Raw genomic sequence first — 22,158 nt, forward strand, 5'->3', positions numbered from 1 at the left:
TAGAAATTTTTAAAAAGCAGCCGAAAATTACCTGCGTTTCAAAGCTTCCGCGAGTGCGGCACCGAACGCGCCCTGCGAGGACGGCTTTTCCGTCTTCGCAAACTTCGGGCTGAGCGGCTTGCCGCGGTCTTCGCCGCGCGGCGCCGCCTCGCCGCCGTCCTTGCGCATGGTCAATCCGATTCGCTTGCGCTTCACGTCGACTTCCACGACCCGGACCTTCACTACGTCGCCGGCCTTGACCACTTCATGCGGGTCCTTGACAAACCTGTCCGCGAGTTGGGAGACGTGCACCAGCCCGTCCTGGTGAACGCCGATATCCACGAAGGCGCCGAAAGCGGCCACGTTGGTCACGGTGCCTTCCAGCATCATGCCGGGCCGAAGGTCCCCGATCTCGTTGACCCCTTCCGCGAAGGTGGCCGTCTTGAAGCTCGGGCGCGGGTCCCGGCCCGGCTTTTCGAGCTCGGCAATGATGTCCTTCACCGTCGGCAGACCGAACTGCTCGTCGATGAACCTGCGCGGGTCGAGCCCTTTCAACGTCGCGCTGTCGCCCATCAGGGTGCGCAGGTCGCGGCCGCAGGCGGCCACGATCTTCTTGGCGACGCCATAGGCTTCCGGATGGACGGCGGAAGCATCGAGCGGCTCCTTGCCATTCGGGATGCGCAGGAAGCCCACCGCCTGCTCGAAGGTGCGGTTGCCGAGGCGGGCGACCTTCAGCAGGTCCTTGCGGCTTCCGAACGGTCCGTTCTGATCGCGGTGCACGACGATCGATTCCGCAATCGAGCGGCTGAGGCCGGAGACACGCGCAAGCAGCGGCGCGGACGCCGTGTTCAAATCGACGCCGACGGCGTTCACCGCGTCTTCGACCACCGCGTCCAGTGAGCGCGACAGCTTCGTCTGGTCGACATCGTGCTGGTACTGGCCGACGCCGATCGATTTCGGCTCGATCTTGACGAGTTCGGCGAGCGGATCCTGAAGGCGGCGGGCGATGGAGACGGCACCGCGCAGGGAGACATCGAGCTGCGGGAATTCGGCGGCAGCTGTCTCGGATGCCGAATAGACCGAAGCGCCGGCTTCCGAGACTATCACCTTGGTCGGCTTGGTTCCCGAGGGAGACGCCGGCAGGTTCGCCAGCATGTCGGCCACCAGTTTTTCCGTCTCACGGCTGCCGGTGCCGTTGCCGATGGCGATCAGTTCGACATTGTGCGTGCGGATGAGTGCCGCGAGTTCCGCCTGGGTGCCGCGAACATCGTTCTTCGGCGGGAAGGGATAAACGGTCGTCGTGTCCAGCAGTTTGCCGGTGCCGTCGACAATCGCAACCTTGACGCCCGTGCGGATGCCCGGGTCGAGGCCCATCGTGGCGCGTGAGCCGGCGGGGGCGGCAAGCAGCAGGTCCTTGAGGTTTCGGGCGAAGACGTGGATCGCCTCCTCCTCGGCGCGCTCGCGCAGTTCCCGCATCAGGTCCAGCGACAGCGAGACCGAAAGCTTGACGCGCCAGGTCCAACCGGCAACGTCCATCAGCCAGCGATCCGCCGCACCCCTTTCGCGGATGTCGAAGGCAGCAGCCACGATGCGCTGCGCAGGCTTCACCGGTGACGGGTCGTCCTGATCCACTTCGATCGTCAGCGTCAGCACTTCCTCGTTCCAGCCGCGCAGCATGGCGAGCGCCCGGTGGCCCGGCACCGTCGCCCAGCGTTCGGAATGGTCGAAATAGTCGGCGAACTTGGCTCCGGCCTCCTGCTTCCCGTCGACCACCTTTGCCTTGAGCACCGCACCGGCACGCATATGCTGGCGCAGCTTGCCGAGCAGGTCGGCATTTTCGGAAATCGTCTCGGCGACGATGTCGCGGGCGCCTTCCAGTGCCGTCTTCACATCGGTCACATCTCCCGTGACATAGGCCTCCGCCAACCTGGCGGGGTCGGCGGTACGATCGGCCCATATCGCGTCGGCGAGCGGCCCAAGCCCGCGCTCACGAGCGATCTCTGCGCGCGTGCGGCGCTTCGGCTTGTAGGGGAGATAGAGGTCTTCCAGTTCCGCCTTGGTCGTCGCCTTGCCGATCTTCGCCGATAACTCGTCGGTCATCTTGCCCTGAGAATTGATGGAATCGACGATCGTCGCCCGGCGGGCTTCCAACTCGCGCAGATAGACGAGGCGCTCCGACAAATTGCGCAGTTGCGTGTCGTCCAGCCCTCCCGTCACTTCCTTGCGGTAGCGCGCGATGAAGGGCACCGTGGCGCCCTCGTCGATCAACCCGATCGCGGCGGCAGCCTGTTCGGGACGGGCATTGATTTCCGCTGCAATCGCAGCGGCAAGGAAACGGAGATCGGCGGCCATGGGCGTCCTCGTTCAAATCGGGAGGCGCGACCATAGTCCAAGTTTGCGACAAGGCAACGTTGCCGATGCCTGGGTCCACAGGATGCGGTACAGATCGTGCCGAAACGAGGCAGGCTTCAACGATTGCTAACCACGGATTTGTGGAAAATAGGTGACTACCTCTCATCTTTACAAATCAGTGGCTACGTTTTCCAGGCCGCATGATGCGGTGAGCAATGGAGGTATGAATGCCTATGAAAGCTGCCAGGATGCTGGCACTGGAAACTGCGGTTGCAACCGAAGAGCTGGAATCCATCATTTCGTATCTCGACCAAAAACTGGACGACGCGTCGTCCCGAAACGAGCCGGTACCCTTTCTGGCCTACCGGAACCGGGTGATCTTCCAGACGACGCTGAACATCCGACAGGGCAAGATCTGGAGCCCGTCGCAATATTAGGACTGCCGTCAAAGGTCACGGGATGACGGTATCTCGTGACCTTTTCCCTTGACCTTTCCCGGCCCTCCCCTTAACCGCCCGGGAAAGCACAAGCGAGGATGAGGCATGAAGGTTCTCTTGATCGGTTCGGGCGGACGCGAGCATGCGCTCGCATGGAAGCTTGCCCAGTCGCCGAAACTCGGCAAGCTTTATGCGGCACCCGGCAATCCCGGCATTGCCGAACATGCCGAACTCGTGGGCCTCAACATCGATGATCACCAGGCGGTCGCCGCTTTCTGCCTCGACAAGGCGATCGGCCTCGTCGTGGTCGGGCCGGAAGCGCCGCTGGTCGCCGGCCTGGCCGATGATTTGCGCGCAAGGAACATCGCCGTTTTCGGGCCTTCTGCCGCGGCGGCTCAGCTCGAAGGTTCCAAGGGCTTCACCAAGGATCTCTGCGCCCGCTATGATATTCCGACCGGTGCCTATCGCCGCTTTTCCAACGCGGCGGAAGCCAGTGCCTATGTGAGGGAACAGGGCGCGCCGATCGTGGTGAAGGCGGACGGCCTTGCGGCTGGCAAGGGCGTCACCGTCGCCATGACGCTCGAAGAGGCGCTTGCCGCGATCGACGACTGTTTCGACGGCGCTTTCGGCGCAGCCGGTACGGAAGTGGTGGTGGAAGCCTATCTCGACGGCGAGGAGGCAAGCTTCTTCTGTCTGTCCGACGGCAGGACCGCGTTGGCGCTCGCCACCGCCCAGGATCACAAGCGGGTCGGCGATGGCGATACCGGGCCGAATACCGGCGGCATGGGCGCCTATTCGCCGGCGCCGGTGATGACGCCCGACATGGTCTCCCGCACCATGAAGGAAATCATCGAGCCGACCATCCGCGGCATGGCGGACAGTGGTTATCCCTTCACAGGCGTCTTCTTTGCCGGGCTGATGATCACCGCCAAGGGGCCGGAGCTCATCGAATACAACGTCCGCTTCGGCGACCCGGAATGCCAGGTGCTGATGATGCGGCTGAAGAGCGATCTGCTCGACCTGCTTCACGCCGCCGCGACCGGAACGCTCGACAAGGTTTCGGCCGAATGGAGCGACGACGTGGCGCTGACTGTAGTGATGGCTTCGAAGGGCTATCCCGGCTCCTACGACAAGGACACGCCGATCGCGCACCTGCCGGAAACATCGGCTGGCGAGAAGATATTCCATGCCGGCACGGCGATGAAGGATGGCGCACTCGTGGCAACCGGCGGCCGCGTGCTCAACGTGACGGCCACCGGAAGAACGGTCGCGGAGGCGAAGACCCGGGCCTATGCGCTCATCGACAACGTGAAATGGGAAAACGGCTTCTGCCGCCGCGACATTGGCTGGCGCGCCGTTGCACGCGAGAACTGAGGGGCTGGCGCGCCATCAAGCGCGAACAGAACCAGGCGCAGCACCCTCCGATTCATTCAAAATTTACCGACTATCCTGACGGGATGGAAACGAAACGACGCTACCGTTTCCGGACCTAGAAAAGGGTTCCGGTTATGCATCTCGTTCTGACTACGGCTCTTGTGCTTGCAAGCGGTGCGGCCTTCGCGTCTTCCATCACGACAATCAGCGGAGCAAATCCCTCCGGCGCCAGCATTGTCGAAAAACGGTGCACCGACTGCCCGGTCCCCAAGCCGAGAGCGAACGAATCCACCTACAAGGTGCCGGAATTGGCGAATGGCATCCAGAAGACGGAAATCATCGACATCAACGGTGAGAAAAAGCTCGTCCGCACCGAAGCGTGGTTCGGCGGCTCGCCCGTCATCTACATCAGCAAGCTGCCCGACTGGATGGCCACAGACAGTGCCATTGCCGAACTTCATCCGACGACCGACGGCTCGACAGAGACGGGGCTAGCAACGCTGGATGGCATCGATCTCGATGCCACCACAAGCGCTGTCGCAACCGACGGGACTATTGAACCGGTTCAAGCCTCCGCCGTATCCGTGGCGGCTGCCTTCAATGAGCTGGAACTGCGGCTGCGGCCGATCGAATAAGCATCCGATAATATTTACAATCTGCGCAACACGCGAAGAGTTACAGTTCGCGATTAACGCGAATTTAATGCCTCGCTGAAGCCGGTTTGGCTAATTTATTATCATTCTAAGCTGTCAAGCTCCCCATAATTAAATTTTTATTCAAATTTTCGGCATCACTGTCTTTCCGAGCAGTGCATGCAGCACGTTACGGCGCAGGAAGCGCCCTCCCCAAAGTCAACCTCATTTTGCCGGCTCCACCGGGAGATTTCGGCTGCCAAAGAGTGGAACATGAAGAACCTCAAGATATCCCAGCAGCTTTTGCTGCTGATAGTGGCGATCATGGTCGCGTTCGCGGCCGTGACTTATTATCAGGTGCGCACGTCGATCGCATCGATCTACGCCGAGCGCTACGACATGCTTCGCACGCAGGTGGAATCGGCAACCTCGATCCTGCAATCCTATTACGAGCAGGAAAAAGCCGGCAAGCTGACGCATGAAGAGGCACAGCGCCTGGCTTATGCAACTGCAGCAGGAATCAAGTTCGAGCCCGCAGGCTACATCTTCGGCATGAACTACGACACGGTTACGCAGTTTCACTACAACCCGAAACTGGTCGGCATGAATCAGAAAGGCCAGCCGGACAAGATGGGCAATCTCTTCCGTGAGGAGATCGTCGCCCATGGCCGCGCCGGTGGCGGTATCACCACCTATTATTGGGAAAAACCCGGCAAGCCGGCCAATGAGGTTTACAAGAAGGCCGTCTATTCCAAGGCTTTCGAGCCGTGGCAGATCGTCGTTGCGACGGGTGTCTACATCGACGATCTCGACGCGAAGATCAACAAGGCGATCGCCGAAGTTGCCGTCGCGGGGCTTGTCGCCGTCATCATTGCGATGATCCTGGCATTCTTCGTCATCCGCAACATCACTCGCCCGCTGGGCGCGGTTCACGCAGCGCTTGAAGCCGTTGCCGACGAGGACGTCGCCATCAAGGTTCCGCATACGGACATGGCGAATGAAGTCGGCATGATGGCCAAGGCGACGCAGGAGCTTCAGGAGAAGATCCGTGAGCGCCATGCCATGGCCGCGCGCGAGGAGCAGCAAAAGCAGGAACTCGATCGCGAGCGCCAGCAAAACCTCGACATGCAGCAGCAGGAAGCCGTGATGCAGGCCCGCGTCGTCTCCACCATCGGCGAAGCGCTGGAATCGCTCGCCACCGGCGACCTCACCATCCGCTGCGGCGATCTCGGCCCGCGATATGAAACGCTTCGCCACAACTTCAACGAGGCGATCCTGCATCTCGAAGCCGCCATGGCCAAGGTCAATGCCAAGGGCATCGACATCGGCGGATCGAAGGAGGAAATCCGCCGCGCTTCCAACGAACTCTCGCAGCGCACCGAGCGCCAGGCAGCCAACCTGGAGGAAACCTCGGCCGCTCTCGACGAGCTTGCCGTCGCCGTCCGCCAGACCGCCGAAGGCGCCCACGAGGCCGCCCAGCGGGTGACCTCGGTCAGCTCGGAAGCCAACCGTTCCGACCAGATCGTCGCCGAGGCGATCGACGCCATGGGCGGTATCGAGCACTCGTCGGAAGAGATCTCCAAGATCATCGGCGTGATCGACGACATCGCCTTCCAGACCAACCTGCTGGCGCTGAACGCCGGTGTCGAGGCCGCTCGCGCCGGCGATTCCGGCAAGGGGTTTGCCGTCGTCGCCCAGGAAGTGCGCGAACTGGCGCAGCGTTCCGCCGCTGCCGCCAAGGAGATCAAGGACCAGATCTCCCGCTCGTCCGGCCAGGTGCAGAACGGCGTCCGCCTGGTGGGCGAGGCTGGCGAAGCCTTGAAGCGCATCTCCAGCCAGGTGAAGGCCGCCAGCGACATCGTCGGCAAGATCGCCCATTCGGCATCCGAACAGGACACGACGCTGCGCTCGATCTCCTCCTCGCTGAACCAGCTCGACGCCGCGACCCAGCACAATGCCGCCATGGCGGAGGAAACCACGGCTTCGGCAGAAGCGCTGGCCACCGACACGGACGAGCTGCTCAACCTGATCCGCGGCTTCCGCGTCGGGAACGACGGCATCAGCAGCCTGCACCACACCGCGCAGAAGATGCGCAAGGCAGGCTGAGCCGGACCTTCAAGTGGAGGACGAAAGACCGCCGGGCCAAAAGCCCGGCGGTTTTGTTTTAAAGGCAATCAGGCCGCAGCCACGGCAAGGTGGATGCCCGCGCTTTCCTGCAGCGCCTGGATGACCTTGAACAGGTTGTCCGCGCGCGGATTGCCTTTAGGTCCGAACATGCGCATCAGGCTTTTCACAGGCATGCCCACCTTCCGTGCGAGCGCTTCAAAACCGATCGTGGCATTGATGAAGTCGCGAAGAACGCTCTTGCCGGTATCGAGATCGCCATCGAGTAGAAGCTCGACGGCATCGGACAGCAATGCAGCGCGAAACGCCGGGTCCTGATCCAGGCGAGCCTTGACAGTTTCCTTGAATTCCCGTGTCAGCGCCATGTCAGCCTCCTTTCCTGGATTTGTAATCCCGCCAATAGGCCTGTGCAGTCTCGATATCGCTCTGCTGGCGTTGCTTCGTCCCGCCTACCAGCAGGACAATCAATTGCCCGCCATCGCGGCCGAAATAAATCCGATAACCGGGTCCGTAATCGATCCGGTATTCCAGCACACCCGAACCGACCGATTTGACGTTCGAAAGATTGTCCTGTCCGACCCGCGCCAATGCGACCGTCACTTTCGAGGCCGCGCGTGCGTCGATTTTCGCGAACCACTGCCCGAACGGGCTCTTTCCATTCCGGTCCAGGTATTCGGTGATCTTCATCGGAACATGGTAACACATATGTCACCACGCACCAATGACTTTGTGGAATCAGCCGGAAATTTTCGAGAAGTCGGCGACTGTACCGGTCGCCTCGCGGATCGCCTTCAGAAGCGCCAGACGATTGGCGCGGATTGCGGCATCCTCGTCGTTGACGAGAACTTCCTCGAAGAAGGTGTCGACCGGTGCGCGAAGCTTCGAAAGAGCTTCCATGGCCGAGAGGAAGTCCTCCCCGGCGATCGCATCGGCAGCATCCTTCGATGCGGTCTTGATCGCCGCCCAGAGCGCCTTTTCCGCATCGAGCCGCAAGAGCTCATCAGCGACGCCATCGGCGACGACCGTGCCCTTCTTTTCCTCGGCAGCGAGAAGCTGGACGGCGCGTTTGGTGCCGGCGAGCAGGTTCCTGCCATCCTCCGACGTGATGAAAGCCGTCAGCGCCTCGGCACGGCGCGTGACGAGCAAAAGGTCGTCGGCGTCCGGCGTCAGCACGGCATCGATGATATCGTGCCGTGCGCCCATGTCGCGCAGATAGACTTTCAGGCGGTCGTGGAAGAAAGAGAGGAGGTCTGGTTTATAGGCGCGATCATAAACTTCTTCCAGATTTACGGCAGCAATCTGATAGAATGCGGGATTGTCAGCGGCAGCAAATATCTGTGAAAGATTCAGCCTTACCTTGCGTTCCAGCAAGATACGCACCACACCCAGCGCCGCGCGGCGCAGCGCATAAGGGTCCTTGGAGCCGGTCGGCTTTTCGTCGATCGCCCAGAAGCCGACAAGGGTGTCGAGCTTGTCGGCGAGTGCGACCGTGATCGCCACCTTATCATCCGGCACGCGGTCGGACGGGCCCTGCGGCTTGTAGTGGTCCTCGATCGCGGCGGCGACAGAGGCATTCTCGCCCTGCAGCGCTGCGTATTTGCGGCCCATCAGGCCCTGCAGTTCCGGGAATTCGCCGACGGCTTCCGTGCGCAGGTCGGCCTTCACCAGCACTGCGGCGCGATCGACCAGCGCGGCATCGGCGCCAACGATCGGAGCGAGCTGTGCCGCCAGAGCACGGACGCGGGCAACGCGCTCGCCCTGCGTGCCGAGCTTGGCGTGGAACGTCACGTTCAGCGCGTCGAGCTTCGCCATGCGCTGGTCTAGCGGCTTCTTCAGGTCGAGGCCGAATTTCTCCGCCGAGTCCACCAGCGTATCGAGGTCCGGCATGTCGCCCTGGTCGCGGGTCCAGAAATGCCTTGCGTCCGAAAGACGGGCGCGCACCACCTTGCCATTGCCGTGCATGATTTCCCTGCCGCCGTCCTTCGCCTCGATGTTGGAAACGAGGATGAAGCGGTTCGACAGGTTTTCGCCGCCCTGCGGGCGGGTGACGAAACACTTCTGGTTCGTCTTGATGGTGAGCCGGATGATCTCCGAGGGGATTTCGAGGTATTCGGGCTCGAACTCGCCCATCAGCACATGCGGCCATTCGACGAGGCCGGAGACCTCTTCCAGCAGGCCCTCGTCCTCGACCAGTTCCAGGCCGTTGGCAAAGGCGAGATCGCGTGCATCATGCAGGATCACGTCCTTGCGGCGCTCGGCATCGAGCATGACCTTCGCTTTTTCGAGGCTCGAAACATAATCCTGGAATCGGCGGACGGTAATCGCTTCCGGCGCATGGAAGCGATGGCCATAGGTGACGTTGCCAGCCACGATCCCGTCGATTTCGAACGGGATGACCTGCGTTTCCTCATGCTCCGGGCCGAAGACGCAGACGATCGACTGCAGCGGGCGCACCCAGCGCAGGCTTTCCGAACCCTTCCCCTCGATGCCCGCGTAACGCATGCCCTTCGGCATGGAGGCAGCGCCCCAGCGCATCGACTTCGGCCAGGGGAAATCGCGGATGATGCCGGGCATGACATCGGCGATGATTTCTTCCGCCGGACGGCCCGGCTTGGAGATCACAGCCACATAGAAATCGCCCTTCTTCGGGTCGCTGACGACCTGGGCTTCCGAGACGGACGAGAGGCCGGCGCCGCGCAAAAATCCTTCGATCGCCTTTTCCGGCGCGTCGGTGCGCGGGCCCTTGCGCTCCTCGCGCTGGTCGGCGGAACGGGCCGTCAGGCCACGGATGTCCAGTGTCAGCCGGCGCGGCGTCCAGTATTCGCGCGCGCCCTCATAGATCAGCCCCGCTTCCACCAGCGCATCGGTGACAAGCTTTTTCAAGTCTCCCGCGGCCTTCCGCTGCATGCGGGCCGGGATTTCCTCCGAACGGAGTTCAAGAAGCAGATCGGGCATGGTGATGTCTTTGTATTGGAAAACAACGTCGCGGCGGACTTAGCAAGCCTGCCGCCAAAAGTCATTAGCAGGATTTGTGAAAGTCGCCGCCAGAGGGCTAGGCAGCACTCATTACCGGAATGGCGGCAATCTCGTCTCGCTTTGCAGCACCTTCAACCTTCAGATCATAGCTCGTTTGAAGGTTCATCCAGAATTCAGGCGTCGTATCAAAAAAGCGCGCAAGCCTCAGGGCCGTATCGATGGTGACAGGCGTCTGTTCCGTCACCAGCCGTTCTATGCGGGTACGCGGGACGTTGAGCTTTCTGGCCAAAGCGCCTGCGCTCATATGCAGGGGAGCGAGGTATTCTTCCCGCAGGATTTCGCCGGGATGGACAGGGGGAAGAATGCTCGTCATCTCTTGCTTCTCTCAGTGATAGTCCACGATTTCGACCTGCTCGGCTCCGGCCTCGGTCATCGCATTCGCGTAGGAACGGATCACCAAGGCTTACCTCCACGTATCGTCATACGATACATTTTTCAACCGAACACCTACCACCCTCCCCCGCCGCCACCGCCCCCTCCTCCGCCTGAGGAGCCGCCCGAAAAGCCGGATGACGAGGACGAAGATTTCGGAGCGGGAATGGTCGAAGCAATGGTGGATGCCATCGAGGATGAGAAGCCGCCGATGCGGTCGCCGAAGCTCGAATAGGAATCGCCGCTATACCAGCCCGGCGCATAAGAGGCTGCGGCAGCCCCCGCCGCCGTGGCAAGCCAGGCCTCAAAAGCACGGCTCCAGGGCTTTTCGACGCCGAGCGCGACTGCATAGGGAAGCAATGTCTCGAAGTGCTGCGGCGACATGGTCGGCACACCCGCCATGTTCATCCGGTCCTTTTCGGCGAGCGTCAGATAGATACGCAGGCCTTCGATGCCATCCATCAGCTTGCGACCGAGCGGCGTCGGCGCGCCTATCAGGAAGAAGAAGATGACATTGGCAAGCACGATGCCGCCGACCGCCACCATAACCGGCCAATGTTCGCTGCCGGTCATTTCCGAAACGATTGCCACCAGGATTGCCGAGCCGGCCGACAGCGCGACAAAGCCGATGAACCCGAGAACGATGACCGATACGATTTTCGACATGAGCGAGGAGCCCCGGCGCAGACCCTTGCCGAAGCTGACGGCAAACCCGCCGATGAAGACCGCGAAAAAGGCAGGAATGATCAGCATGACGATCATGTCCGGTTCAAGATTGCCGAAGATGATCAGCGCCAGGATGGAGAGCACGCTCAGCGCCACGCCACCCATGACGTAACCCGTATTGGCCTTGTAATACTTGCCGCGGTGTTCCTTTTCCATCGCGTTTCGAAAACTCGCGCCCACGGACTGCACCGTAGTGCCGTGCGCCTCGTCGATGACGAGGCTTCGCCGCGGCGCGCCAATCGAGCCCAGGATGGAGGCCTGGCCGATCGGCAAGGTTCTCGGCGCGGCCTTCTCGGTCCGCCGGATGGTAATCTTCTTCTTGAGGTCTTCCAGTACGACATATCCCTTCACCGCCAGATCGAGTGCGCTGGCGGAAAAGGCGGTCCAGCCGCCACCGGAAAATCCCTTGTTGTCGATATAGTTGACGAGGGCCGGCGAGATGCCGTCAGGGGCATCCCAGCGCGGCACGACGACGCCACGTGCGGGGTCGCGGCCGACGCGGTTCCAGAAGATCACGTAATAGCCAACGACAAGAATGAGCCCGCCGACGCCCAGGAAAAGGTTGAGGCTGTCGCGGAACCACCAAATGCGCTCCTGATCCGCCGAGGGCGGCGCGACCACGCCTTTTGGAAAGCCGGCAACGATGGTGAGGCCTTCCTCTTCGCCCAACGGACGGGTCGTGACGAAATCCGCCTCGTTGCCATTCGCCTGCATGCGAGCATTTCGTGCGGTCGAGCCTAGCGGACCGGTATAAGCTGCCGTCTGCGTCACTCGTCCACCCGGAAGCATCACGCGGGCGGATGCCTCGGCGATGCGAAATTGCCAGCCGTTTCCGGTGACGTTCCAGTAAAGCTCGTCATGGTCGTCGAAATAGCGGATCTGGCGATCCGTCCGATAGGTGAAAACATAGGTGTGCTCGCCATTGCGAAGGAGCACGTCTTCCGATCCCGCATAGATGCGGATGCCTCCGGTCACCGATTCTGTATGATAGGGTTCATCCTGCCCATCCCGGGTGACGGACAGGACATCGAAGCCCACCCGCAGCGTACGGCCGTTTGCATCCACCATGGTCAGCGGAAAATCGCGGAAAATCCCGCGCCTGATCCGGTTGCCCTCGGCATTGACTATGATCGTCTCGGAAACCGTCAGGTCGCCATTCTGAGCAACCTGAATATCGGAATGGTAGGAACGGATATATTCCTCCGCCCGGGCGGGCAGCGCCGCCAGCGCCAGCAGAAGTAGCAGGCAGCAACCGGAGAACCACCGCATCACGACATCCCTCCCCTTCGGCGCCCTAGCCCGTGTCCTCTTGCCCGGCCTATTCGATATCCGTGTATGCGACACCGAGCGAGGCCAGCACATCCCAATAATCCGGAAAGGTCTTGGCGACGCAATCCGGGTCGAGAATGGTGATGCCGCCGATCTTCAGGCCCGCCAGCGCGAAGCTCATGGCGATGCGGTGATCGGCGAAGGTGTTGATCGCCGCCGGCAGCGTCTGGCCGGCGAGCGACGGATCGGATGCGACAATCAGATCATCGCCTTCTTCCGTCGCCAGACCTTCGCGGATCTCGTTGAGGCCGAGCGACAGCGCCCGCACCCGGTCGCATTCCTTGACGCGCAGGTTGGCAATGCCGGTAAAGCGCACCGGCGTCTCGTTGAAGGCGGCGAGCACGGCAAGCGTCGGCACCGCATCCTGCATCTGCGAACCGTCGATCTCGGCCGGCAGATACGGGAATTTCGAAATCACGTCATAGGCCTTGGCATCCGGCTGGGTGAAGGCGCCGTTCGGAACGCCGAGATCGATCGCCCCACCGGTCAGCACTTCCGCGGCCCAGAGATAGGTTGCGGCGGAAGCGTCTGGTTCGATGACGAAATCCGCAGCCCGATAACCGGTCGGCTCGACTTTCCAGCTTGCTGCGTCGATCTGCTCCACCTTGGCGCCGAATGTCTGCATGGCGGCGAGCGTCAGGTCGACATAGCCGCGGGCGCCGATTTCCGCACCGGCAAGCGCTACGGTGACCGGCGCATTGGCGCCTCTGGGGGCCAGCGGCGCCGCCATCAGCAGAGCGGAAACATATTGGCTCGACAGGCCCGCGTCGATCTCGACCCGGCCCGATGCAAAATGGCCGATGCCGTGCACGGTAACCGGTGGGCAGCCGGTCGGCGCCTCGACGTCGATGCCGAGGGATTTCAGGGCCGCCACCAGTGGGGCGATCGGCCGCTTGCGCATGTGCTCGTCGCCATCGACCACGACGGTCCCATCGACCGAAGCAACTGCGGCCGTCAGGAATCGGGTCGCGGTGCCGGCATTGCCGAGGAAAAGCGGTTCGGAAGGCGGCAGGAGCTTGCCCATGCCGGTGACGACGAAGGTCGTCTCGTCCGGCTCGTCGATTGTCACACCCATTGCCCGCAGGGCATCCGCCATATAACGCGTGTCGTCGCTCCGCAGCGCGCCCGTCAGCCGGCTTGTTCCCCTGGCGAGGCCCGCCAGGAGCAAAGCACGGTTGGTGATCGACTTCGAGCCCGGCGGCACGGCGCGGCCGACAAGCGGCTTGCCCGGCGGCACTATGGTGAGTTTCACTCTGCCCATGATGATCGTCTCTTCCGTCACTCGCGGCGCTGCCTGCAAGGCACGCCATAACTTTTCAACCTTCGACGGCGCTCTTAGAGCGTTTCCGTGCAAAGGTCCAATGACGGTTTCCTAGAATTTGACAGCTGGAACCGCGCGATCCGCCTCGTTGGCGATTTCGAAATATTCGCGCTTGGAAAAACCGAACTGACCGGCGACCAAGTTGGACGGGAAACTTTCGACCTTGACGTTCAGATCACGCGCCGCGCCGTTGTAATAGCGCCGCGACATCTGAATCTCGCTTTCGATCGTTTCCAACGAAGCCTGCAGTTCAGAAAAATTCTGGTTCGCCTTGAGGTCCGGATAGGCTTCCGCGAGCGCGAAGAGCTTGCCAAGCGCCTGGGACAGCAGACCTTCCGCCTGAGCGCGGGCGGCGACATCGCCGGCCGGCACGGCCTGGGCCTGGTTGCGCAGCTTCACCACTTCTTCGAGCGTGCCCTTCTCATGTGCTGCGTAACCCTTCACTGTCTCGATAAGGTTCGGGATGAGATCGGCGCGGCGCTTCAACTGGACGTCGATGCCGGACCAGGCCTCCTCCGCCATCTGACGGGATCTGACCAGCCCGTTATAGATCATGATGCCGTACAGGACGACGAGAACGACTATGCCGATCAGGATATACATCAGACGAATCCCCCACAGACGCGTAAATCCGAAGCGGAGACTAGGCACACTTCCTGGAAGGCGTCAAACGCACCGCGCGAAAGTCTTTGATAAGGCGGCTGTTTATGCCGCTTCCTTGCCGAAGTTGACGCCACCGGCTTCGGTCAGCAGGAAGGCCTCACCGCAGGCCTTCGCCAGCGTGCGGACGCGCAGGATATAGCTCTGGCGTTCGGTGACGGAGATCACGCCGCGCGCGTCGAGCAGGTTGAAGACGTGCGACGCCTTGATGCACTGGTCATAGGCCGGGAAGACGCATTTGTGCAGCATCTGGTTGGCGCTGCCCCCCGGAGCACCTGCCGCGAGCAGTGCCTGGCATTCCTTTTCGGCGTCGATGAAGTGCCGGTGCAGCATCGCAGTATCGGCGAATTCGAAATTGTGGCGGGAATATTCCTGCTCGGCCTGCAGGAAAACGTCGCCATAGGTGATCTTCTCCTCGCCTTCGCGGCCGTTGAAGTTGAGCTCGTAGATGGAATCCACACCCTGCAGATACGTCGCGAGACGTTCGAGACCATAGGTGAGCTCGCCCGCGACCGGCGCGCATTCGATGCCGCAGACCTGCTGAAAATACGTGAATTGCGAGACCTCCATGCCGTCGCACCAGCATTCCCAGCCGAGGCCCCAGGCGCCGAGCGTCGGGCTTTCCCAGTCATCTTCCACGAAGCGCACGTCATGCAGCAACGGATCGAGGCCGATCGCCTTCAGCGAACCGAGGTAAAGCTCCTGCAGGTTGGACGGGTTCGGCTTCAGAATGACCTGATACTGGTAATAGTGTTGCAGGCGGTTTGGGTTTTCGCCGTAACGGCCATCGGACGGACGGCGGGAAGGCTGCACATAAGCGGCCCTCCATGGCCTCGGGCCAAGCGCACGCAGCGTGGTGGCAGGATGGAACGTGCCGGCGCCGACCTCCATGTCATAGGGCTGCAGGATGGCACAGCCCTTGTCCGCCCAATAGTTCTGGAGCGCCAGGATCAGCCCCTGAAAGGAGCGGGTCGGAGACATGTGGGCGGGCAGATCGGTCATGGCGATAAAACGGTTGTTTATTGAGGATGCGGACGAGTGCCACGCATCGGGGGCACCGGTCAAGGATTTATAGGCCGGCAAACGGTTTCCGGTCACTCCTCCTCATCCCGCTTCACGCGATACTCTCCCGTCACCGGGTCCTTGACGAGCGTGCCCATGGCGCCGGTCTGGCGCTCCTTTTCCCGCTCCTTCGAGCGCTGGGTGAGCTTTTCGGCATCCTTGATGAATTTCTTGTAGAGCATCCAGCCGCCGCCAATCACGATGATCAGAAATATAAGCTGCGCCATCTCCCCCTCGCGCGTTCCTTTCGCCTTTTCAAAGGCCGTACCTTGCCCACAATGCCCTTTCCTCCAGGCTCGCGGCAAGTCCCGTCGCCGCCCCTGCGGCGATTTCGGCGGATTTGCCCTCGCCGAATACGACGCCCGGCACGCGGCGACCGAAGAGCGTGCGGGCGCTGCCGATCAGTTCCAGCTTCGCATCCTTGCCATAGCGGCGCTTGACGACCTCGCGCACTTCGCCCAAACCGTCGATCAGACCGAGGTCGAGGCCGCGCAGGCCGCTCCAGAAGAGACCTGAAAAAATGGTCGCATCATCGGCGAGCCGCTCGCCGCGGCGCATCTTCACCATATCAATGAAGACCTTGTGGATTTCGAGCTGCAGCGATTTCAGATATTCGATATCGCCTTCCTTTTCCGGCTGGAAAGGATCCAGGATCATCTTATTTTCGCCAGCGGTATAAACGCGACGCTCGACACCGATCTTGCGGAGCAGTTCCGGAAAACCGAAGCCGCCGGAAACGACGCCGATCGAGCCCACGATCGAGGTCGGGTCGGCAAAGATCTCGTCGCCTGCAAGCGCGATCATATAGCCGCCGGAAGCCGCGACATCCTCGATGAACACCAGCACCTTCTTATCCTTCTCCTCGGCAAGCGCCCGGATGCGCTGGAAGATCAGGCGCGACTGCACCGGCGAACCACCCGGAGAATTGATGGCGATCGCGACGACCGGCGCCTCCTTCTGTGCAAAGGCCTTGTCCAGCATGGGCGCGACGGTGGCCAGATTGAGGGTCTGCTTGAACTGGCTGCCGCCGGCCATGATCGCGCCGTGGAGCCGGACGACGGGAATCGTCACGCCCTTCTTGCGGAACCGTTTCGGCACCAGCCTCTTCCAAAACCCGGCCATTTCTCTTCCTTTTGTTTGTCGTGTTGAGCCTGTCACAGCATGTATGCGCTGGATTTTCAAACACAATGGCTCGCGTCCGGCGAAAGCGGCATTTTGACATCTGCAGATGCGAATGACTTGCATTATCATTCTAAAAAAGGGTATCTATGCCAAGCCCGGGTGGGAAACGGAGATATTGCAATCATGGACATGTCGAGATGGGACCAGCCGGACGGCTGGCGGCACCAACCGGGAGAGGCGTCGCTGTCCGACGTTCACCGCAGCATCCATGTGCCGTCTGGATCGAAGCTACGCCGGATCGCCGCGTTTGCCGGGCCGGGTTACATGGTGGCGGTCGGATACATGGATCCCGGCAACTGGGCGACCTCGCTCGCGGGCGGATCGAAGTTCGGCTATGCGCTGCTGGCAGTCGCCCTGCTCTCGAACCTGATGGCGATCGTGCTCCAGTCGCTTTGCGCCCGCCTTGCGATCGCCTCCGGCCGCGACCTGGCGCAAGCCTGCCGTGACGCTTTCCCGAAATGGATTTCAATCCCCCTCTGGGCGCTGGCGGAAATCGCCATCATCGCGACGGACATCGCCGAGGTGATCGGCACCGCGATCGGCCTCAACCTGATCTTCGGCATTCCGCTCGAACTCGGCGTGCTGATCACCGCGCTCGACGTCTTCATCATCCTCTACCTGCAGAAACTCGGTTTCCGCTGGATCGAGGCCTTCATCATCACCATGCTCGGCGTGATCGCCGTCTGTTTCGGGGTGCAGATCTTCCTTGCCGATCCGGACTGGGGCGGCGTGATCAGGGGCTTCTTCCCGACGACCGAAATCGTCCGCAATCCGGAGATGCTCTACCTCGCGCTCGGCATTCTCGGCGCCACCGTCATGCCCCATAACCTCTACCTGCATTCCGGCATCGTGCAGACCCGCGCCTATGGCCATACGCTGCCGGAAAAACGGGAAGCGCTGACCTTTGCGACGATCGATTCCACCGTCGCGCTCTGCTTCGCGCTGCTGATCAATGCCTCGATCCTCATCCTTGCGGCGGCCGCCTTCAATGCTCACGGACAGACGGATGTCGTCGAACTCGGTGACGCTCATGCGCTGCTGTCGCCGCTTCTCGGGCTTGCGATTGCGCCGATGCTTTTCGGCATCGCGCTGCTCTGTTGCGGGCTGAATTCCACCGTGACGGCAACCCTTGCGGGCCAGATCGTCATGGAAGGCTTTCTGAAAATACGATTGCAGCCCTGGATTCGCCGCCTCATCACCCGCGCCATTGCGATCGTCCCCGCAGCACTCGTGACGATGTTGTACGGAGACCAGGGCACGGCAGAACTGCTGATCCTGACCCAGGTCGTGCTGAGCCTCCAGCTTTCCTTCGCAGTCTTCCCGCTCGTCATGTTCACGGCCAGCAAGATCAAGATGGGTGCGCTCGTCGCACCGCGCTGGCTGACCGCGATCGCCTATCTGATCGCCATCGTCATCGCCGTCCTGAACGTCAAGCTGCTTATCGATTTCGTCTTGGGCTGAGCCGCGGATAGGCGGTGCGGCCATTGTTCAGATCGTCCGCAAAGGGCGTGAAGGCGTGGCCATCGGCGCCGTGCAAAAAGAGCGGCGCCCGCAGCGCCAGCCGGGCGCGCGAGCCCTTGACGGCCGTTACGAGAATCCGCGTGGCATTCTCGCCTGGCCTCGGATGGATGGGCGTGATCTCCAGTCCCCCGAACCGTTTGCCGCAGGCATCGGTGATCTCGGCGATCGATTGCGGCCGGGCGATCAGCGACAACTGCCCGCCGGGCTTCATGATCGCGCCGGCTGTACGGACCCATGCTTCGAAAAGGCCCTCTGTCATCGCATGCGCCTCGGCTTTCAGAGCATCCGGCGTCCTGCGGTCGGCCGCATCGTTGAAGGGCGGATTCATGATGACATGGTCGCAGACCTCATCGAGCAACCCCGCAGCAATTCGCGGCTTGCCGGTCAGCGTCACATCGGTCTCCAGCACCTCGACGCGACCGGCCAGAAAGGCGTTTTCGGGAAGCGCCAAAGTCCGGCGGGCGTAATCGGCCATCAGCGGCGATTTCTCCACCAGCAGGATCCTGGCCTGTTCCAGACGTGCGGCCACGGCAAGGCCGGCGGCACCGGCGCCAGCGCCGAGATCCGCCACACGAACCGGCTTGTCGGCCACCACCAGCGAGGCGAGCAGCATGGCGTCGACGCCGGAACGATGTCCCCCACCCTTCGGCTGCGTCACATGGAAGCGACCACGATGGAAGGCGTCGATGGTATGAGTGGAGGTCAAGGCCTCAGCTCCGCCGCCAGGCCCGCATCCTTCAATATCCCTCGCGCCTCGTCTGCCTTCTCCGCCTCGACGAGAAAGCGGCGCGGCAGAAGCCCGAGCGAACCTTCCAGCACGCTCATCGACTGGTCCGCGATCATATAATGGATGCCGGCATCCTTCATCAGGCTTTCCGCCAGCGACAGGATCACGACATCGTTGGTGCGGATGATCTCCAGCATGACGCTTTTTTGAAACCCCATTAAATCCGGCGGGATGCGATTTGCCCTTGCCGCCCTATCCGCCTCTTTCTATGGTCGTTTAAAAGATTTCGATAGGGAGGCCTCATCGTTGGGCGTCGTCATACCGCTTGAAGAAGGTAAAAACAAATCCGCGTCCGTCAAACCTTTGGTGGACCTTACCAAGGCGGACATGGAGCGGGTCAACCAGCTGATCCTGTCCAAAGCCGGCTCCGACGTGCAGATGATCCCGGAAGTCGCCAACCACCTCATCTCATCGGGTGGCAAGCGTTTGAGGCCGATGCTGACGCTCGCATCCGCCTCGCTGTTCGGCTATCGAGGCGACGGACATGTGAAGCTGGCGACCAGCGTCGAATTCATGCATACGGCGACGCTGTTGCATGACGACGTGGTGGACGAAAGCGATCTGCGCCGCGGCAGATCCACGGCACGGATGATCTGGGGCAACCAGGCAAGCGTGCTGGTCGGAGACTTCCTGCTTGGCCAGGCCTTCAAGATGATGGTGGATGCCGGTTCACTCGAAGCGCTCGATGTGCTGTCGACAGCCGCCTGCGTGATTGCCGAGGGCGAGGTGCTGCAGCTTTCCGTCGCCAAGAATATGGAAACGACGGAAGATGATTACCTTTCCGTCATCCGCGCCAAGACGGCGGCACTCTTTGCCGCGGCTGCGGAAGTCGGTCCGATCGTCGCCAATGCAGACAAAGCCGGGCGCGCGGCGATGAGATCCTACGGCATGAATCTCGGCCTTGCCTTCCAGCTCGTCGATGACGCACTCGACTATGGCGGCAAGGCGGCCGATCTCGGCAAGAATGTCGGCGACGATTTCCGCGAGGGCAAGATCACGCTGCCCGTCATCCTTTCCTATCGCCGAGGGACAGAAAGCGAGCGCGCTTTCTGGCGCAACGCGATCGAGAATGGCGAAAGCAGCGACGAGAACCTCGAAAAGGCGCTCGGTTTCATCAACAAGTACGATGCGCTGAACGACACGATCGCCCGTGCGCTGCATTACGGCACAATTGCCCGCGATGCGTTGGCGCCGTTACCGGCGTCGCCGCTCAAGGCAGCGCTTCTGGAAGTCATCGATTTCTCCATCCAGCGCGTCAATTAACACGCTGGATCACTAACGAAGGTGTGACCGGCACCGCCCGTCTGCGGCGCGGGAGATTTCCTTGCGGACGTGCTTCAAAAAAGCCATTCTGTTGTGAATCAATTGGAGCATGTGTGGCGGCTGATTTCAGCGCCGTACCAGGCTCTACACGAAAGGCACCTTTCATGCGGCGGCAATCCAGCCTTCTTCTGCTCTCCAGCGCGGCGCTTGCGGCCGTGCTTTTCATCGGCCCGGTTGCACGCGCGGCAACCGCGGATCCGAGGCCAACAGCAGAAGACGTGGTGACTTTCGATGCCAGCGATGTGAATTCGTTTTCCGGCGCGTTCCTGGCAGGCCGCACCGCCGACGTGGATCATGACTACCTGACCGCCATCTCGCTTTACCGCAAGGCGCTCGATTTCGATCCGGCCAATCTGGAGATCCGCGAAAGGCTGATGATCTCGCTGCTGCTCAACGGCGATTTCGAGGACGGCCTCAAGGAGGCTGACGCGCTGAAGGAAGATGCGGCCGTCGAGCGGATCACCAAGATCGTCCGCGGCCTCGACGCCCTGCGCGACAAGAAGTTCGACACGGCGAAAAAGGTCCTCGCCTATGACGGGCCGAACGATCTCGACCGGCTGACGCATCAGCTCCTTTCCGCCTGGGCAGATATCGGCGCCGGCAAGGGCAAGCGCGCCATGGCCAATGTTGCCAATCTCAAGGGGCCGGCCTGGTACAAGGTGTTCACCAGCTACCAGCTCGGCGCCATGGCGCTCGTCACCGGCGATATCGGTACGGCACGCCAGCATCTCAACACGGCCGTCACCAACAACGAAGCCGTGGCAACCGCGCCCGATACCTTCATGCGTGCCGTGATGGCGCTTGCACGTCTCGAGGCCGCCGCCGGCAACAAGCAGAAGGCGCTCGATGCAATCGCTGTCGGCGATGGCATGGTGGCCAATTACGCGCCCCTGAAAGCACTCAGGCAGAGCATTGAAAAGGGCGAGAAGCCGCAACAACAGGTAACCAATGCCGCCGAAGGCGCGGCCAGCGTGCTCTTTTCCATCGGCGGTGCGCTCAATCGCCAGGGCGCCGAGGACATGGTGTCGCTCTACCTGCAGATATCCCACGCGCTGGATCAAAAAAGCGCCGATACGCTGATTCTGCTCGGTGGCATTGCCGAAAAGCTTGAACAGCCCGAGCGCGCCATCAAGTTCTATTCGAGCGTGCCGGTCGATTCGCCGATGCGGCGGATTTCCGAACTGCAGCTCGGCGTGACGCTCTCGGAAACCGGCAAGGCGGAGGAAGCCAAACAACATCTGAAGGCGCTGATCGATTCCGATCCTTCCGACATTCGTAGCTATATCGCCTATGGCAGCGTGCTTTCCGAAGCCAAGGACTACAAGGCCATGGCGGAGACCTACGACAAGGCGGTCGAGGTGATCGGCCCGGTGCCGAAGCCCGGCGACTGGTCGGTCTTCTTCCAGCGCGGTATCGCCTTTGAACGGCTGAAGCAGTGGGACAAGGCCGAGCCGAACTTCCGCAAGGCGCTGGAGCTCAATCCCGAACAGCCGCAGGTGCTGAACTATCTCGGCTACTCGCTGGTCGACATGAGCAAGAACCTCGAAGAGGGCCTCGACATGATCCGCCGCGCCGTCGATGCGCGGCCTGATGATGGCTATATCGTCGATTCGCTTGGCTGGGCCTATTACCGTATGGGCAAGTTTGACGATGCCGTGACGGAACTGGAACGGGCCGTGCAGCTGCGTGCCGGCGATGCCACGATCAATGACCATCTGGGCGACGCCTACTGGCGCGTTGGGCGCAAGCTTGAAGCGGTCTACCAGTGGAACCGGGCGCTCGTTTCCGAAGGCGAGGACATCAACCGCGAGCACATCAAGGAAAAGATCGAGAGAGGCCTCCCACCGCTCGATCCGACCGCGACCACTGCCGACCGCAGCCCGGCGGAGCCTGCCGCCCCGCCGCCGCCCGCACCGGCAAATCCCGACAAGAAATCCTGAC

20 protein-coding genes are annotated in these 22,158 nt (G+C 61.6%); 7 read left to right on the forward strand and 13 right to left on the reverse strand.

Features of this window, described 5'->3' with window-relative positions; genetic code table 11:
- Window positions 1-27: 27 nt before the first annotated feature.
- Window positions 28-2,331: a Tex family protein gene (locus JL39_RS27405; protein WP_037158277.1), complete on the reverse strand. Its 2,304-nt coding sequence runs from the start codon at window positions 2,329-2,331 to the stop codon at window positions 28-30.
- A gap of 227 nt (window positions 2,332-2,558) precedes the next feature.
- Here JL39_RS27405 and JL39_RS27410 point away from each other — a divergent pair, with 227 nt between their 5' ends.
- The 4 genes from JL39_RS27410 to JL39_RS27425 all read left to right on the forward strand — a co-directional run bounded on the left by JL39_RS27410 (window position 2,559) and on the right by JL39_RS27425 (window position 6,880).
- Complete coding sequence (locus JL39_RS27410) at window positions 2,559-2,768, forward strand: hypothetical protein (RefSeq protein ID WP_037158281.1); 210 nt, start codon at window positions 2,559-2,561, stop codon at window positions 2,766-2,768.
- A gap of 105 nt (window positions 2,769-2,873) precedes the next feature.
- The gene (purD, locus tag JL39_RS27415) at window positions 2,874-4,142 is read left to right on the forward strand and encodes a phosphoribosylamine--glycine ligase (protein WP_037158282.1); all 1,269 of its coding nucleotides are present in this window, start codon (window positions 2,874-2,876) and stop codon (window positions 4,140-4,142) included.
- A gap of 134 nt (window positions 4,143-4,276) precedes the next feature.
- Window positions 4,277-4,777: a plant virulence effector HPE1-like domain-containing protein gene (locus JL39_RS30675; RefSeq protein ID WP_052183150.1), complete on the forward strand. Its 501-nt coding sequence runs from the start codon at window positions 4,277-4,279 to the stop codon at window positions 4,775-4,777.
- A gap of 270 nt (window positions 4,778-5,047) precedes the next feature.
- Complete coding sequence (locus JL39_RS27425) at window positions 5,048-6,880, forward strand: methyl-accepting chemotaxis protein (protein ID WP_037158284.1); 1,833 nt, start codon at window positions 5,048-5,050, stop codon at window positions 6,878-6,880.
- A 68-nt stretch (window positions 6,881-6,948) separates the two neighbouring features.
- On the opposite strand, the gene JL39_RS27430 is transcribed toward JL39_RS27425, so the two are convergent.
- The 10 genes from JL39_RS27430 to JL39_RS27475 all read right to left on the reverse strand — a co-directional run bounded on the left by JL39_RS27430 (window position 6,949) and on the right by JL39_RS27475 (window position 16,526).
- The gene (locus JL39_RS27430) at window positions 6,949-7,263 is read right to left on the reverse strand and encodes a transcriptional regulator (protein WP_037158286.1); all 315 of its coding nucleotides are present in this window, start codon (window positions 7,261-7,263) and stop codon (window positions 6,949-6,951) included.
- 1 nt (window position 7,264) lies between these two features.
- Window positions 7,265-7,585: a type II toxin-antitoxin system RelE/ParE family toxin gene (locus JL39_RS27435; RefSeq protein ID WP_037159860.1), complete on the reverse strand. Its 321-nt coding sequence runs from the start codon at window positions 7,583-7,585 to the stop codon at window positions 7,265-7,267.
- 48 nt (window positions 7,586-7,633) lie between these two features.
- Window positions 7,634-9,853 carry a glycine--tRNA ligase subunit beta gene (gene glyS / locus JL39_RS27440; protein ID WP_037158291.1) on the reverse strand — a complete coding sequence of 740 codons (2,220 nt, stop codon included), beginning with the start codon at window positions 9,851-9,853 and terminating at the stop codon, window positions 7,634-7,636.
- Window positions 9,854-9,950: 97 nt separating this feature from the next.
- A complete protein-coding gene (locus JL39_RS27445) occupies window positions 9,951-10,247 on the reverse strand; it encodes a HigA family addiction module antitoxin (protein ID WP_037158292.1) in 297 nt (98 codons plus the stop codon).
- 134 nt (window positions 10,248-10,381) lie between these two features.
- Entirely contained in the window at window positions 10,382-12,304 is a 1,923-nt protein-coding gene (locus JL39_RS27450; protein WP_037158293.1) for a DUF2207 domain-containing protein, read from the reverse strand.
- A gap of 46 nt (window positions 12,305-12,350) precedes the next feature.
- Window positions 12,351-13,622, reverse strand: a complete 1,272-nt coding sequence (locus tag JL39_RS27455; protein ID WP_037159862.1) for a 3-phosphoshikimate 1-carboxyvinyltransferase — start codon at window positions 13,620-13,622, stop codon at window positions 12,351-12,353.
- 111 nt (window positions 13,623-13,733) lie between these two features.
- Window positions 13,734-14,285, reverse strand: coding sequence for a LemA family protein (locus JL39_RS27460; RefSeq protein WP_037158294.1), 552 nt, complete (start codon window positions 14,283-14,285; stop codon window positions 13,734-13,736).
- Between the two features lie 102 nt (window positions 14,286-14,387).
- On the reverse strand, window positions 14,388-15,344 hold the full coding sequence (locus JL39_RS27465; RefSeq protein WP_037159864.1) for a glycine--tRNA ligase subunit alpha: 957 nt from the start codon (window positions 15,342-15,344) through the stop codon (window positions 14,388-14,390).
- A gap of 92 nt (window positions 15,345-15,436) precedes the next feature.
- Window positions 15,437-15,631 (reverse strand): hypothetical protein, encoded by a 195-nt coding sequence (locus tag JL39_RS27470; RefSeq protein ID WP_037158296.1) that lies wholly within the window; start codon window positions 15,629-15,631, stop codon window positions 15,437-15,439.
- A 28-nt stretch (window positions 15,632-15,659) separates the two neighbouring features.
- Window positions 15,660-16,526 (reverse strand): S49 family peptidase, encoded by an 867-nt coding sequence (locus tag JL39_RS27475; protein ID WP_037158298.1) that lies wholly within the window; start codon window positions 16,524-16,526, stop codon window positions 15,660-15,662.
- Between the two features lie 183 nt (window positions 16,527-16,709).
- On the opposite strand from JL39_RS27475, the gene JL39_RS27480 reads away from it, so the two are divergent.
- Window positions 16,710-18,047, forward strand: a complete 1,338-nt coding sequence (locus JL39_RS27480; RefSeq protein ID WP_037158299.1) for an Nramp family divalent metal transporter — start codon at window positions 16,710-16,712, stop codon at window positions 18,045-18,047.
- Here the strand turns inward: JL39_RS27480 and JL39_RS27485 are convergent.
- Both JL39_RS27485 and JL39_RS27490 read right to left on the reverse strand, forming a co-directional pair.
- Window positions 18,025-18,813 carry a methyltransferase gene (locus JL39_RS27485; RefSeq protein WP_037158300.1) on the reverse strand — a complete coding sequence of 263 codons (789 nt, stop codon included), beginning with the start codon at window positions 18,811-18,813 and terminating at the stop codon, window positions 18,025-18,027. The genes JL39_RS27480 and JL39_RS27485 overlap by 23 nt on opposite strands.
- Window positions 18,810-19,031: a DUF2007 domain-containing protein gene (locus JL39_RS27490; protein WP_037159866.1), complete on the reverse strand. Its 222-nt coding sequence runs from the start codon at window positions 19,029-19,031 to the stop codon at window positions 18,810-18,812. Before JL39_RS27490 ends, JL39_RS27485 begins: the two co-directional genes overlap by 4 nt.
- A 109-nt stretch (window positions 19,032-19,140) precedes the next feature.
- Between JL39_RS27490 and JL39_RS27495 the strand changes: the two genes are divergently transcribed.
- Both JL39_RS27495 and JL39_RS27500 read left to right on the forward strand, forming a co-directional pair.
- Entirely contained in the window at window positions 19,141-20,157 is a 1,017-nt protein-coding gene (locus tag JL39_RS27495) for a polyprenyl synthetase family protein (protein WP_037158301.1), read from the forward strand.
- 164 nt (window positions 20,158-20,321) lie between these two features.
- Window positions 20,322-22,157: a tetratricopeptide repeat protein gene (locus tag JL39_RS27500; RefSeq protein ID WP_037158302.1), complete on the forward strand. Its 1,836-nt coding sequence runs from the start codon at window positions 20,322-20,324 to the stop codon at window positions 22,155-22,157.
- Window position 22,158 lies beyond the last annotated feature (1 nt).

The organism is Rhizobium sp. YS-1r, assembly GCF_000757525.1.
In the GTDB taxonomy this organism is placed as follows: domain Bacteria; phylum Pseudomonadota; class Alphaproteobacteria; order Rhizobiales; family Rhizobiaceae; genus Neorhizobium; species Neorhizobium petrolearium.